The sequence below is a fragment of the Acidimicrobiales bacterium genome, from assembly GCA_035540975.1.
GTDB lineage: Bacteria > Actinomycetota > Acidimicrobiia > Acidimicrobiales.
This window is the reverse complement of the sequence record DATLFN010000016.1, coordinates 47,591-60,199: the sequence shown is the minus strand read 5'-3', so window position 1 is coordinate 60,199 and position 12,609 is coordinate 47,591. Positions and strand designations below refer to the sequence as shown.

11 protein-coding genes are annotated in these 12,609 nt (G+C 75.8%); 4 read left to right on the top strand and 7 right to left on the bottom strand.

Features of this window, described 5'->3' with window-relative positions:
* The 3 genes from VM242_02690 to VM242_02680 form a co-directional block, all read left to right on the top strand.
* The coding region (locus VM242_02690) for a hypothetical protein (GenBank protein ID HVM04056.1) at positions 1 to 908 on the top strand (908 nt) is incomplete at its 5' end.
* A gap of 55 nt (positions 909 to 963) precedes the next feature.
* Positions 964 to 2,019 (top strand): DUF2330 domain-containing protein, encoded by a 1,056-nt coding sequence (locus VM242_02685; GenBank protein HVM04055.1) that lies wholly within the window; start codon positions 964 to 966, stop codon positions 2,017 to 2,019.
* Complete coding sequence (locus VM242_02680) at positions 2,016 to 2,486, top strand: plastocyanin/azurin family copper-binding protein (protein ID HVM04054.1); 471 nt, start codon at positions 2,016 to 2,018, stop codon at positions 2,484 to 2,486. The genes VM242_02685 and VM242_02680 overlap by 4 nt, the downstream gene beginning before the upstream one ends.
* Here the strand turns inward: VM242_02680 and VM242_02675 are convergent.
* The 4 genes from VM242_02675 to VM242_02660 all read right to left on the bottom strand — a co-directional run bounded on the left by VM242_02675 (position 2,470) and on the right by VM242_02660 (position 5,590).
* A complete protein-coding gene (locus tag VM242_02675; protein ID HVM04053.1) occupies positions 2,470 to 2,829 on the bottom strand; it encodes a septum formation initiator family protein in 360 nt (119 codons plus the stop codon). The two genes, VM242_02680 and VM242_02675, sit on opposite strands and share 17 nt — an antisense overlap.
* Complete coding sequence (eno, locus tag VM242_02670) at positions 2,826 to 4,133, bottom strand: phosphopyruvate hydratase (protein HVM04052.1); 1,308 nt, start codon at positions 4,131 to 4,133, stop codon at positions 2,826 to 2,828. The genes VM242_02675 and eno overlap by 4 nt, the downstream gene beginning before the upstream one ends.
* Before the next feature lie 96 nt (positions 4,134 to 4,229).
* The gene (locus VM242_02665) at positions 4,230 to 4,886 is read right to left on the bottom strand and encodes a hypothetical protein (GenBank protein HVM04051.1); all 657 of its coding nucleotides are present in this window, start codon (positions 4,884 to 4,886) and stop codon (positions 4,230 to 4,232) included.
* Positions 4,887 to 4,936: 50 nt separating this feature from the next.
* Positions 4,937 to 5,590 (bottom strand): PadR family transcriptional regulator, encoded by a 654-nt coding sequence (locus VM242_02660; GenBank protein ID HVM04050.1) that lies wholly within the window; start codon positions 5,588 to 5,590, stop codon positions 4,937 to 4,939.
* A 62-nt stretch (positions 5,591 to 5,652) separates the two neighbouring features.
* On the opposite strand from VM242_02660, the gene VM242_02655 reads away from it, so the two are divergent.
* Entirely contained in the window at positions 5,653 to 6,501 is an 849-nt protein-coding gene (locus tag VM242_02655) for a class I SAM-dependent methyltransferase (GenBank protein ID HVM04049.1), read from the top strand.
* 100 nt (positions 6,502 to 6,601) lie between these two features.
* Here VM242_02655 and mazG read toward each other — a convergent pair whose 3' ends face one another.
* From mazG to mfd, 3 genes are all read right to left on the bottom strand, one after another.
* Entirely contained in the window at positions 6,602 to 8,041 is a 1,440-nt protein-coding gene (gene mazG, locus VM242_02650; GenBank protein ID HVM04048.1) for a nucleoside triphosphate pyrophosphohydrolase, read from the bottom strand.
* Between the two features lie 67 nt (positions 8,042 to 8,108).
* Positions 8,109 to 9,137: a peptidylprolyl isomerase gene (locus tag VM242_02645; GenBank protein HVM04047.1), complete on the bottom strand. Its 1,029-nt coding sequence runs from the start codon at positions 9,135 to 9,137 to the stop codon at positions 8,109 to 8,111.
* A gap of 11 nt (positions 9,138 to 9,148) precedes the next feature.
* Complete coding sequence (gene mfd, locus VM242_02640) at positions 9,149 to 12,535, bottom strand: transcription-repair coupling factor (protein ID HVM04046.1); 3,387 nt, start codon at positions 12,533 to 12,535, stop codon at positions 9,149 to 9,151.
* Between the last annotated feature and the right edge of the window lie 74 nt (positions 12,536 to 12,609).

The following is a 12,609-nucleotide window of genomic DNA, read 5'->3' as shown; positions in this document are numbered from 1 at the left end:
CCCCCGTCCTGGTCACCGTCGTCGCCCTGGGAGGCGCCCTGGCCAGCCTGGTCGCCCGCCCGCTGGCCGCCCGGGTGCGCCAGCACGGGGCCGCCGGGCTCAAGCCCCCGGTGCCGACCCTCCCGCCGGTCGCCGCCCTCGGGTCGCTGCCCGACCGCCTGCGGCGGCGCCGGTCGCCCGCCGACCCGCCGTTGCCGCCGGCCGGGTCCCTGCCCGGCCGCCTGCGGCGGCGGCACCCCTCGCCCGGCGACCCGCCGTTGCCGCCCGCCGCCGGCGCCGGGCCGCCCGACGAGGTGGGCAGCGAAGCGGCCACCGCCGCCTGGTTCGGCAACGAGGCGGCGGGGCGCCGGGCCGGCGGGGAGAGGCGGCCGGCGGAGAACGAGGCGGCGGCGCGCCGGGCCGGCGGCGAGGGGCGGCCGCCGGAGGCGTCGCCCCCCGGTCGCCCCGCCGCCCACGGGGGGGAAGCCTCCGGCGGCGCGGCGACGGGGCCTGCCGCCGGGCGGCCGAAGCGCCGCGGCCCGTCCGACGCGGCGCCCGCCGAGGCCGGCGGGGGCGGCACCGGCGCGCCGCGGCGGCCGGCGGGCGAGCCGAGGCGGCGGAGCCCGTCGCGCGCGGCGGAGGCGCCGGCCGCCGCCGGGGGCGAACGCCCTCACCCTCGCCCGGCCCGGCCCCGCCCCTCCACGAAGGGAGACCAGCGGGCGGCTCCCGCCGGGCGGCGCGCCGGGGCCGAGCCGCCCGAGGGCTCACCGAAGCCCTCCCGGCGCCCGAAGTGGCCGTCACCCCAGGGCGCCGTCGCCAAGCTGGCGGCGGCGGCCGAGCGCCGGCGGCCGCCCGAGACGCCGGCGGGCGGGGCGTTCGGAGCCGGCCCCGACGACGGCCGGGTGCCGTCCGGGGAGGACGACGGCTGACGGCCTGAGGGCACCAGGGCGGAACCGGGAGGGGCGCGGCAGGCGTCGAAGGGCCATGCGACGACTCCTCACCCTCGCCACCGGTGCCGGCATCGCCATGGCCGCCGCCGTCCTCACCGCCGGACCGGCCGCCGCGTGCGGCGGCCTGGTCGCACCGAACGGCACCGTCCGCCTCCTGCGCACCAGCACGCTGGCCGCCTACGCCGACGGCGTGGAGCACTACGTCACCTCGTTCCAGTTCGCCGGGGGCGGCGCCGAGGTGGGCTCCATCGTGCCGCTGCCCGGCGTCCCCACCAAGGTCGAGCGGGGCGGGGACTGGACGCTCCAGCGCCTGGCCCGGGAGACCCAGCCGCAGGTCCTGGCCAGCGCCAACGAGGACGCCGCCTCGGTCCGGACGGCCGGCGCCAAGGTCCTGCTGGAGACCCGCATCGACGCCCTCGACCTCACCGTCCTCGAGGGTGGCGGCCGGGCGGTCGGCGACTGGGCCCGCCAGCACGGGTTCGCCCTGACGCCCGACGCCCCCGAGGTCCTCGACTTCTACGCCGAGAAGAGCCCCATCTTCCTGGCCGCCCGCTTCGACGCCACCGCCGCCCGCGAGGCGGGCCAGGGCATCGGCGACGGTACGCCCATCCACCTCACCATCCCGACCGACCGCCCGTGGGTGCCCATCCGCATCCTCGCCCTGGGGCGGGAGAAGGCCGAGCCCGTCGAGGCGGACGTGTACCTGCTGACCGAGCAGCAGCCGTCCCTGATGACGGGCTCGGGCCTGCGCACCGAGCGCTTCGAGGCCGCCTCCGAGTCGCTGCTCGCCGACCTGCGCTCCGACCAGGGCATGGAGTGGATGCCCGAGGACATGTGGCTGACCCACGTGCGGGTCGACGGGCCGGCGTCCGACCTCGACCACGACCTCGCCATCCACCCGACGGGCGGCCGGCCGTCCGCCTTCGACTTCGACCGGGTGGTGCGGGACTCGACGGCGGCCCGCCCCGGCGACCCCGTGACGCCGACGGCCCGTCCGGGCTCCGACGGCGATGGTGCCCTGTGGCCGGCCCTGGCCGTCGGCGTCGCCCTCCTCGCCGGCACCGCCGCCGCCCTCCGGCGGGTGGGGTGACGACCCCACGGCGCCGCCTCGCCCTCGCCGCCGCGGCGGTCGCGCTGGCCGGCTCGGCCGGCGTGGCCGCCGCGGCGAGCGGCGGCGGGCCCGGCGAGGGCGGTCACGACGACCCGGCGACCGGCCCGGCGACCGTGACCGTCACGCTCACCGCCCGCCACAGCCGGTTCACGCCCCCGGCGGTGACGGTGCCCGCCGGGACCACCGTGCGGTTCGTCGTCCGCAACCTCGACCCCATCGACCACGAGCTGATCGTGGGCGGCCCCGAGGTGCACCGGCACCACGCCACGGGCCGGGACACCCACCACCACGGCGACGTCCCCGGCGAGATCAGCGTGCCCGCCGGCGAGACGGCCTCCACCACCTGGACCGCGCCTGCGAGCGGCGACACGGCGTTCGCCTGCCACCTGCCCGGCCACCTCGCCCACGGGATGGCCGGCGTCGTCCGGGTCAGTCCCAGAACGTGACGGCGCCCCACACCCGGGCCCACAGCCCGGGCTCCTCCTCGGCGCCCGGCGGCGGCGTCGCCGGGCGGGGGGCGGGGGCCGACGGCAGGATGGCGTAGGCCTCCTCGCCTGGCCGCACCAGGTTGTACTGCTCGCGCGCCAGCCGCTCGATCTCGGCGTCGGTGTTGAGCCGCTGGACCCGGCCGGCCAGCTCGGCGTTCTCGCTCGACAGCACCTTCAGGCGCCGCTCGGTGGCCTCCAGCTCCTGGCGCTGCCCGAGCCACGTGCGGGTGGGGAAGACGGCGACGAAGAGAACGCCGATCGCGACCAGCGCCACCACCACGGCCCACCCGCGCCCCCTCACCTTCCCTCCATCTGCTCCACGATCGTGCGCCGCCCGGCGATGGCGACCGGCCCCCAGTAGGCCGCGCCCTCGCCCAGGTCCTCCTCGATGCGCAGGAGCTGGTTGTACTTGGCCACCCGGTCGGACCGGGCCGGCGCGCCGGTCTTGATCTGGCCGGCGTTGGTGGCGACGGCCAGGTCGGCGATGGTGACGTCCTCCGTCTCGCCCGAGCGGTGCGACACCACGCACGTGTAGCCGTAGCGGGTGGCCAGGCTCATGGCCTCCAGCGACTCGGTGAGGGTCCCGATCTGGTTCACCTTCACCAGGATCGAGTTGCCCACGCCCGAGCGGATGCCCCGCTCCAGGCGGTCGACGTTGGTGACGAACAGGTCGTCGCCCACCAGCTGGGTGCGGTCGCCCAGGGCGGCGGTCAGCTTCGACCACCCGTCCCAGTCGTCCTCCGCCATGCCGTCCTCGATGGAGACGATCGGGTAGCGGTCGCACAGGTCCACCCAGAAGTCCACCATCTCGTCCGGCGCCAGGCGCCGCCCCTCGCCCTCCAGCACGTAGGCGCCGTCCCGCCACAGCTCGGTGGTGGCGGGGTCGAGGGCGATGGCGATCTCGTCGCCCGGGGACCGCCCGGCCCGCTCGATGGCCTCCATCAGGAGGCGGACGGCGTCCTCGTTGTGGCCCAGGTCGGGGGCGAAGCCGCCCTCGTCGCCCACCGCGGTGGACAGCTTGCGCTCCACCAGCACGGAGCGCAGGGCGTGGTACACCTCGGTACCCCACCGCAGGGCCTCGGCGAACGAGGCGGCGCCGACGGGGACGACCATGAACTCCTGGAGGTCCACGTTGTTGTCGGCGTGGGCGCCGCCGTTCACGACGTTCATCATGGGGACGGGCAGGACGTGGGCGTTCGCCCCGCCCAGGTATCGGTACAGCGGCAGCTCGAGCTCGTCGGCCGACGCCTTGGCCACGGCCAGGGAGACGCTCAGGACGGCGTTGGCGCCGAGGCGGCCCTTGTTGTCGGTGGCGTCGAGGTCGATCAGCGCCCGGTCGACGCCCCGCTGGTCGAGCGCCTCCATGCCCTCGACGGCGTCGGCGATCTCGCCGTTCACGGAGGCGACGGCACCCCGCACGCCCCGACCGCCGTAGCGGCCGTCGCCGTCGCGGCGCTCGTACGCCTCGAAGCTGCCGGTGGACGCGCCCGACGGGACGGCCGCCCGTCCCTTGGCGCCCGACTCGAGGAACACCTCGGTCTCCACCGTCGGGTTGCCCCGCGAGTCCAGGATCTCCCGGCCCACCACGTGCTCGATCGCGCTCATGTCGCTCGTGTGACTCCTGTGGTTCGTGTTGCAGAAGTTAGCGGACCCGGCGCGAGCGTCAAGGACGGCGGCGCGCCCTGCGGCCCGCCGGCGACGCTACCGGCAGTCGACGCAGAGGTCCGACCCGGCGACGAACTGGCTGGCCACCTTCTGCATCTGGCACGACGGGCACAGCCGGGTCGGCTCGGCCCGGGCCCGCGGCGCCGCCGGCTTGGCCGGCCGCGGCGCCCGGGGGGCGCGGGGGGCGGCCGGCTGGCGCGGCGCCCGGGGAGACCTGGGCGTCCGGGGAGGCGGCGGCGGCGGGGCGTCGGCCCCGGGCACGTCCACGCCGGCGAAGGGCCGTTCGTCCACGGAAAGGCCGGCGTCGACGAACAGCCGGCGCACGTCGTCGGGCACGGCGGCGTACCAGTTGCCCGTCTCCAGGCGGGTGGGGATGCGGCCCTCGGTGCGCACGTAGTGGTTGGGCGAGGACCCGACGCCCAGGCGGTAGCCGACCACCCAGCGCTTCCCCCGCGTCCAGCGGGCCAGGTACAGCTCGGGGCTCGACCACACGCCGGCGGCCACGCCGGCGGCCCCGTAGGCGGCGGCGGCCACCGGCGACACCCGCTCGGCCACGCCGAGGACCCGGAGCACGGCGTGGCCGGGGTCGCCCTTCACGGCCTCGACCACGGTGATGGTGCGCTCGTCCACGTCCACGGCCAGCCGGTGCTCCCGGCGCAGGGCCTCGACGGCGTCGGTCAGCTCTTCGTCCACCCACCCATGTTGCCGCGACAACCGGATGCCGTCGCCGGGGGGTCGCGCCGTCACCGGTCGCCCCGGCGGGCCGCCGCCCCCCGCACCACGGCCTCGTCCTGCTCGGCCATCGCCTCCAGGGCGGCCCAGTCGGGCTCGGCCGCGACCAGGTCGTCGGGCCACGACTCGACGGTGGCCGTCGCCCACGCCGCCCACTCGCCCACCATGTGGTCGAAGCGGGCGAGGAAGCCGCCGGCCAGGATCAGCCACGGGAGCCGCTCGGGGAACGGGCCCCGGCCGTCGAGGTACTCGCGGCAGATGGCGGCCCCCACGGCCGCCCGCTGCTCCCGCCACTCGCCCACGCCGGCCAGGCCGGCCAGCAGGTCGTGGCGCGTGCCGAACTCGGCGAAGAACACCTTCACCAGCTGCTCGAACTGGAGCACGGGGGCGGCTCCCGGCCGGGCCAGCCAGGCGGCGAGCGCCCGGCGGCCTTCGGGTGTGATGGCGTAGACGGTGCGGGGACGCCGGCCCACCGTCCCCCGCGACGCGTGGGCCAGCCCGGCCGCAACCAGCCGCTTCGGCTCCTCGTAGATCTTGCTCTGGGCCCGGGGCCAGAAGTCGCCCAGGCCGCGTCCCATCTGCTGGGCGAGCTCGTACGTCGTCCACGAGCGCACGGCGAGCAGGCCGAGGACGGCGTACGAGGTGGTGGTCAGCTCCTTGGCCATTGACTTCCTCCTCGCCCCGCCCTACCTTCCTCCCAAAGGGAGTATAGGGGGAGGGCCGACGGATGAGGACGATCGCCAACGTCGACATGGCCAGGGCGTGGGACGGCGAGGAGGGCGAGCGCTGGACGGCGCAGGCCGACCGCTACGAGGCCGCCGGTCGCCGCCACGACGGCCGGCTCACCGGCGCCGGCCTCGTCGCCTCCGGCGATGCGGTGCTCGACGTCGGCTGCGGCACGGGCCGGTCGACGCGCGACGCCGCCCGCGTCGCCGCGCCGGGGCCGGTGCTCGGCGTGGACCTGTCGTCGCAGATGCTCGAGGAGGCCCGGCGGCGGGCGGCGGCCGAGGGGCTCGCCAACGTGTCGTTCGAGCAGGCCGACGTGCAGGTCCACCCGTTCGCCGACGGCGCCTTCGACGCCGCGATCAGCAGCTTCGGCGCCATGTTCTTCGCCGACCCGGTGGCCGCCTTCGCCAACATCGGGCGGGCCCTGCGCCCCGGCGGGCGGCTGGCCGTCCTGGCGTGGCGCGACCTCGGGCGCAACCAGTGGGTCACCGCCATCCGCGACGCGCTGGCCCTGGGCCGGGCGCTCCCCGAGCCGCCGGCCGACGCCCCGGGGCCGTTCGGCCTGGCGCGTGAGGACCACGTGCGCGCCGTCCTGGGCGCGGCGGGGTTCGGCGCCGTCGAGCTCGAGCCGGTGGACGAGCCGGTGTGGCTGGGCGACGACGCCGACGACGCGTGGGGCTTCGTGCGGACCATGGGCATCGTGAAGGGACTCACCCAGGACCTCGAGCCGGCCGACCGGGAGCGGGCGTTCGCATCGGTGCGGGCTGCGCTCGCCGCCGCCGAGGGGCCCGGAGGCGTCGAGTTCGCGTCGTCGGCCTGGCTCGTCACCGCCGCCCGCCCGCCGTCGTGACCGGGTTCGCCCGCCGGGGCCCGGGCGGGCGGGCCGCCGGACGCGTCTGGCGGCGAGAAGGGCCGCTGTGCGCCCGATCCTGCCGCCGGAACGGCGTGCCTCAGCCGGGCCGCCCCGCCGTCGGCCCTGCGACCGCCTTCACCTCGTCCCAGAGGGCGTCGAGGCCGTCGAGGTCGAGGGCGGCCAGGTCCAGGCCCCGGTCCCCGGCCAACGCCTCCACGGCACGGAAGCGGTCCCGGAACTTGACGGTGGCGCCCCGCAGGGCGGCCTCGGGGTCGAGCCCGAGGTGGCGGGCGACGTTCACGACCGCGAAGAGCAGGTCGCCCAGCTCCTCCTCCGACGGCTCCGCCCGCAGCTCCTCCAGCTCCTCGGCCACCTTGGGGTAGGCGCCCTCGACCGACTCCCAGTCGAAGCCGGCGGAGGCGGCGCGGCGCTGGACCTTGGCGGCGTGGAGGAGCGACGGGAGGGCCGACGGGATCCCCTCCATGATGCTGGAGCGGCCCTTCTCCTCGGTCTTGATGCGGTCCCAGTTGGCCATGACCTCGGCGGCCGTGCCGGCCTCTACGGCGCCGAACACGTGCGGGTGGCGGTGGACCAGCTTGTCGGAGATGCCCCGGGCGACGTCGGCCAGCGTGAAGTGGCCCTCCTCGGCGGCCAGCGTGGCGTGGAAGCAGACCTGGAACAAAAGGTCGCCCAGCTCCTCCTCCAGGTGGGCCATGCCTTCGGGCCCGTCCGTGCGGCCCAGCGCCTCGATGGCCTCGACCGTCTCGTACGCCTCCTCCAGCAGGTGGCGGGTGAGGCTGGCGTGCGTCTGCTCGCGGTCCCACGGGCAGCGCTGGCGCAGCGTGCGGACCAGCTCGGCGAAGGCGACCAGCTCCCGGCCCACGGGGGCGGCCAGCAACGGGATCCACAGGGAGGTGAGGTGGTCGGCCTCGACCTCCCGGTCGAGGTCGTGCCAAGCCACCTCCCGGACCCGCTCGTCGGGCAGGCCGAGGCGCTGGAGCACGGTGAGCGACGGCGGCGGGTCGTCCACCGCCAGCTTGATGTCGGAGAGGACGAGCGCCGAGTCGCACTGGGCGACCAGCAGCGGGCCCCGCTCCCCGGCCGCCTCCGAGGCGAAGCGGCGGCCGTCCACCAGCCGGGCACCGGCCGCCACCGGGTCGACGCCCAGGCGGTCCCACGCCAGGTCGACGAACGACAGGGCGGGCAGCACCACCACCGACACCCGGTCGTCGTCCCGCAGCAGCTCGACCGTGCGCTCGGCCACCGACGGCGACCCGGGGACGAGGTACAGGACCTCGCCCTCCTCGCCGGCCGCCTCGACGAGGGCGTCCACGATGCCGGCGTACACCTCGTCCAGCGTCGCCGACCGCTCGTACACGTCGTCGAACGCGACGGCGGACGGGAAGGCGGCGGCGGCCGGGTGGCGGGCGGTGCGCAGGAACGTGCGAGGCGCCCGCCCGGCCGCCTCCAGCGTGGCCGCGGTGAGCAGCTCGGGGCCGGCCGGGCCGAGCCCGCCGACCACGACCCGCCGGTTCACGGCGTCGAGCGGGGCCGGGGCCCCGGCACAGGCGAGGCGGGGGCCGGCGCCCCGGCGCGGTCGAGCGTCAAGGCCCGGGGGTCGGCTCGGGGAGCTGCGGCTCGGTGGGCGCGCCGAGCAGCTTGGGGGCCTTGACGCCGGGGCTGTCCCCCTCCTTCTCGAACGTCCCGTACCGCGGGTTCACCTTGATGTCGGCCTCGGCCAGGGCCCGGTTGACGAACTGCTGCACCGGATCGGCCCGGGACGACTGGAGGCTCTGGCGGATCTGCGGCGTGGCCTCCTCCAGCGAGACCACCTTGCGCTCGCGCACCTCGATGAGGTGGTAGCCGAACTGGGTCTGGACGGGGTCGCTCACCTGGCCGGGCACGAGGTCGTCCATGGCCGCCTCGAACTCGGGGACCAGGCTTCCCCGGGCGACGCAGCCCAGGTCGCCGCCCTGCTGGGCGCTGCCGTTCGGCACCTGGTTGTCGGTGGACTCCGCCATGGCGACGGCGGCGAAGTCCTCGCCGGCGGCGATGCGCGCCTTGAGCTCGGCCGCCTTGGCCTGGCTGTCCACCAGGATGTGGCGCACGCACGACTGCTGGAACGCGTCGGGGTTCTCCTCGTAGAACGATCGGACGGCGGCGTCGTCGACCTCGGCCTCGCCCAGCGCCTCCTGGAGGGCCGCCACCTCGGAGAAGATCCGCACCAGGTCCTCCCGGTACCCCTTCGGGAAGGCCCGGAAGATCTCCTTGCCGTACGATTCCTCCAGGTTCGCCTGCGTCTCCCGGCGCCGCTCGGCCGAGATCGGGATCTTGCGCCGCACGACCTCCTGGTGGATCAGCTCGAACCCGATGCGGCGGTCGAGCACGGCGGCCACGAACACCGTGTTGAACGTGCCCCGCCCCTCGCCGACGGCCGGCTCCCCGCCGCGGCTGGCGAAGCCCTGGTCGACCTGCTCCAGGTAGTCCTCGTTCTCGAGGATCGCCTCGAGCTCGCGGTTGAGCTCCTCCTGGGTGATGCGCTGGCCGTTCACCTCGGCCGCGTAGGTGTCGAAGGTGCCGCAGCCGCCGACCACGGCGACGGATGCCACGACCAGGGCGGCGAGGCGCTTCACGGGCCGGGATCCTACGCCGTGGCACCCGCCGCCGGGCTCTCGTCGCCCGGGGGGACGAGCGTGCCCAGCAGGGAGAGGACGGCGTCCACCGGCTCGGCGCCCCGCACGACGGGCACGACCAGCTGGCGCAGGTCCTCCTTGAACACGGCCCGCGGGAACAGCCGCCTGAGGCGGATGGCCTGGCTCGTCCTGAGGGCGAGCGGGCTGAGGCGGATGACGTCGCGGGCGACGTTCACCTCCCGCACCCCGGTGCGCACGCACTCGGCGCGGAGGCGCCCGACGGCCAGGAGGGCCTCGGCCGGCGGGGGCAGGGGGCCGTAGCGGTCCAGCCACTCGGCCCGGATGTCGTCCACCTCGGCGTGGCTGGTGACCGTGGAGAGGCGCCGGTACGCCTCCAGGCGCAGGTCCTCGCGGGCCACGTAGTCGGGCGGCAGGTTGGCCGTCACCGGCAGGTCGAGCTTGACCTCGGCCGGCTCGCGGGGCTTCTCGCCCTTGAGCTCGGCCACCGCCTCGCTCACCAGCTGCACGTACAGGTCGTAGCCGACCGCCGCGATGTGGCCGGTCTGGTCGGCGCCCAGCAGGTTGCCGGCGCCCCGGATCTCCAGGTCCCGCATGGCGATCTTGAAGCCCGACCCCAGCTCGGTGTGCTCGCCGATCGTCCTCAGCCGCTCGTAGGCCTGCTCCGACAGCGAGCGGTCGGGTGGGAAGAACAGGTAGGCGTACGCCCGGGAGCCGGCCCGCCCCACCCGGCCCCTGAGCTGGTGGAGCTGGCCCAGCCCCAGCAGGTCGGCCCGGTCGACCACCAGCGTGTTGACGGTGGGCATGTCGATCCCGGACTCGATGATCGTGGTGCAGACGAGGACGTCGAAGGCGCCCTCCCAGAAGTCGAGCACGACCCGCTCCAGCGTCCCCTCGTCCATTTGGCCGTGGGCGACGGCGATGCGGGCCTCGGGCACCAGGTGGCGCAGGTCGCGGGCCACGTGCTCGATGTCGGCCACCCGGTTGTGCACGAAGAAGACCTGTCCTTCGCGCAGCAGCTCGCGCCGGACGGCCTCGGCCACCGCCCGCTCGTCGTACTCGCCGACGTAGGTGAGGATGGGCTGGCGGTCGGCCGGGGGCGTGTTGAGCAGGGTGAGGTCGCGGATGCCGGTGAGGCTCATCTCCAGCGTCCGGGGGATGGGCGTGGCCGTGAGCGTGAGCACGTCCACGTCGGCCCGCAGCTTCTTGATGGACTCCTTGTGGCTGACGCCGAAGCGCTGCTCCTCGTCCACCACCAGCAGGCCGAGGTCCTTGAAGACGATGTCTGCGCTCAGGAGGCGGTGGGTGCCGATCACCACGTCCACCGTCCCGTCCTTCAGGCCGTCGGTGACCTTCTTGGCCTGGGGGCCCGTCAGGAAGCGGGACAGGACCTCGACGCGCACCGGGTAGCCGGCGAAGCGGTCCGAGAAGGTGGCGTAGTGCTGCTGGGCCAGGAGGGTGGTGGGGACCAGCACGGCCGCCTGCTTGCCGTCCTGCACCGCCTTGAACACGGCGCGCAGCGCCACCTCGGTCTTGCCGAAGCCCACGTCGCCGCACACCAGCCGGTCCATCGGGACCGGCTCCTCCATGTCGGCCTTGACCTCCTCGATGGCCTTCAGCTGGTCGGGGGTCTCGGTGTACGGGAACGACTGCTCCAGCTCGTGCTGCCACGGCGTGTCCGGGTCGAAGGCGTGGCCCGTGCTGGTGACCCGCCGGCGGTACAGGACGATGAGCTCCTGGGCGATCTCCCGCACGGCCGAGCGGACCTTGGCCTTGCTCCGCCCCCAGTCCACCCCGCCCAGCTTGTGCAGGGTGGGCGACTCGCCGCCCGTGTAGGGGCGCACCAGGTCGATCTGGTCGGAGGGGACGTACAGCTTGTCGCCGCCGCGGTACTCGAGCAGGAGGTAGTCGCGCTCGGCGCCGCCCATCGACCGCTTCACCATGCCGCCGTAGCGGGCGACGCCGTGGCTGTGGTGAACGACGTGGTCGCCGGGCGCCAGGTCGTCGAAGAAGCCATCGCTGGCCCGGGGGCGGGCCCGGGGGCGGCGGTGGGGGCGGCGGCGGCCGGTGACGTCGCTCTCGCCCAGCACGGCCAGCTTGATCGACGGCAGGACGAACCCCCGCTCCAGGGGCGCCACCACCACCTCGACGCCGCCCACCGCCTCGTCCCGCAGGCGGCCGGTGATGCGGGCCGCCGTGCCCTCGCCGTCGGCCGCCACGACGACCCGGAACCCGTCGCCCACCAGGTCGGTGAGCTGCTTGGCCAGGCGCGACCCGTCGCCCACCACGGGGTCCCAGCCGGTGGCGGCGAGCGTCGGCGTGCCGGGGCCCTCGGCGGTGCCGGTGACCGACCACACCGGCGCCCTGGTGTGGGCCAGCAGGCGGTCAAAGGGCAGGTGGAGCGGGGGGAAGGAGCGGTCGCCGGCACCCTGGCCAGCACCTGGGGTGCCGGCCAGGGCGGCCTCCTCGTCCAGCAGCTCGGCGGCCCGGTCGCGCATGCGGCGAGGCTCGACCAGCAGCACCTGGGCGTCCTCTTCGACCAGGTCGGGCAGGAGGTGCTCGCCCTCGGTGAGCCACGGCAGCCACGACTCCATGCCGTCGAACACCAGGCCCTCGGCCAGCCGCTCCCACTGCTCGCGGCCCCACGGCTCGGCGCCCACCAGCCGGGCCGCCCGCTCCCGCACCTCGGGTGTGGGCAGCAGCTCCCGGCAGGCGAAGATCTCGACCCCCTCCACGTCGGCCGTCGAGCGCTGGTCGGCCACCGCGAACTCGGTGAGGCGGTCGACCTCGTCGCCCCACAGGTCGACGCGGACGGGGACGTCGGCGGTGGACGGGAACACGTCGACGATCGAGCCCCGCACGGCGACCTCCCCCCGGTGCTCGACCTGGTACTCCCGCCGGTAGCCGGCGCCCACCAGGCGGGCGACCAGCTCCTCGGGATCGACCCGGTCGCCGGGCGCCAGGACGACGGGCTCGGCCGCCTCCACGTGGGGCCCGAGCCGCTGGACCAGCGCCTTGACCGGCGCCACGAGGACCCGGGGCATGCGGTCCGGGTTGCGCAGCCGCCACATGGCCCGCAGGCGCCGGCCCATGGTCTCCACGCTGGGGCTCACCCGCTCGAAGGGGAGCGTCTCCCACGCCGGGAAGGTGTCGACCGAGTCGTCGCCCAGGAAGGCCCGCACGTCGGCCGCCAGCCGCTCGGCGTCGGTCGCCGTGGGCAGCGCCACCACCAGGGGGTGGCGGTCGGACAGCTGGGCCAGCCCGGCGACCGTGAACGCCCGGGCCGGCTGGGGGACGGCCAGCACCGCCGTCCTCCGTCCGGCCACGGCGGTGAGGGTCGGATCGGCGCGCAGCAGCGACGGGAGGGACCGCAGGCTCACCGGGACAAGGCTACGGCGGCCCACGCCATGCGCTCACCTCGCGATTGAGCGCCACCTGCTGGCGCGCCGGCGCG

Coding starts and splice junctions, on each gene's coding strand:
- VM242_02685 (HVM04055.1), top strand. CDS start 964: ATGCGACGACTCCTCACCCTCGCCACCGGTGCCGGCATCGCCATGGCC.
- eno (HVM04052.1), bottom strand. CDS start 4,133: ATGAGCGCGATCGAGCACGTGGTGGGCCGGGAGATCCTGGACTCGCGG.
- VM242_02660 (HVM04050.1), bottom strand. CDS start 5,590: ATGGCCAAGGAGCTGACCACCACCTCGTACGCCGTCCTCGGCCTGCTC.
- VM242_02655 (HVM04049.1), top strand. CDS start 5,653: ATGAGGACGATCGCCAACGTCGACATGGCCAGGGCGTGGGACGGCGAG.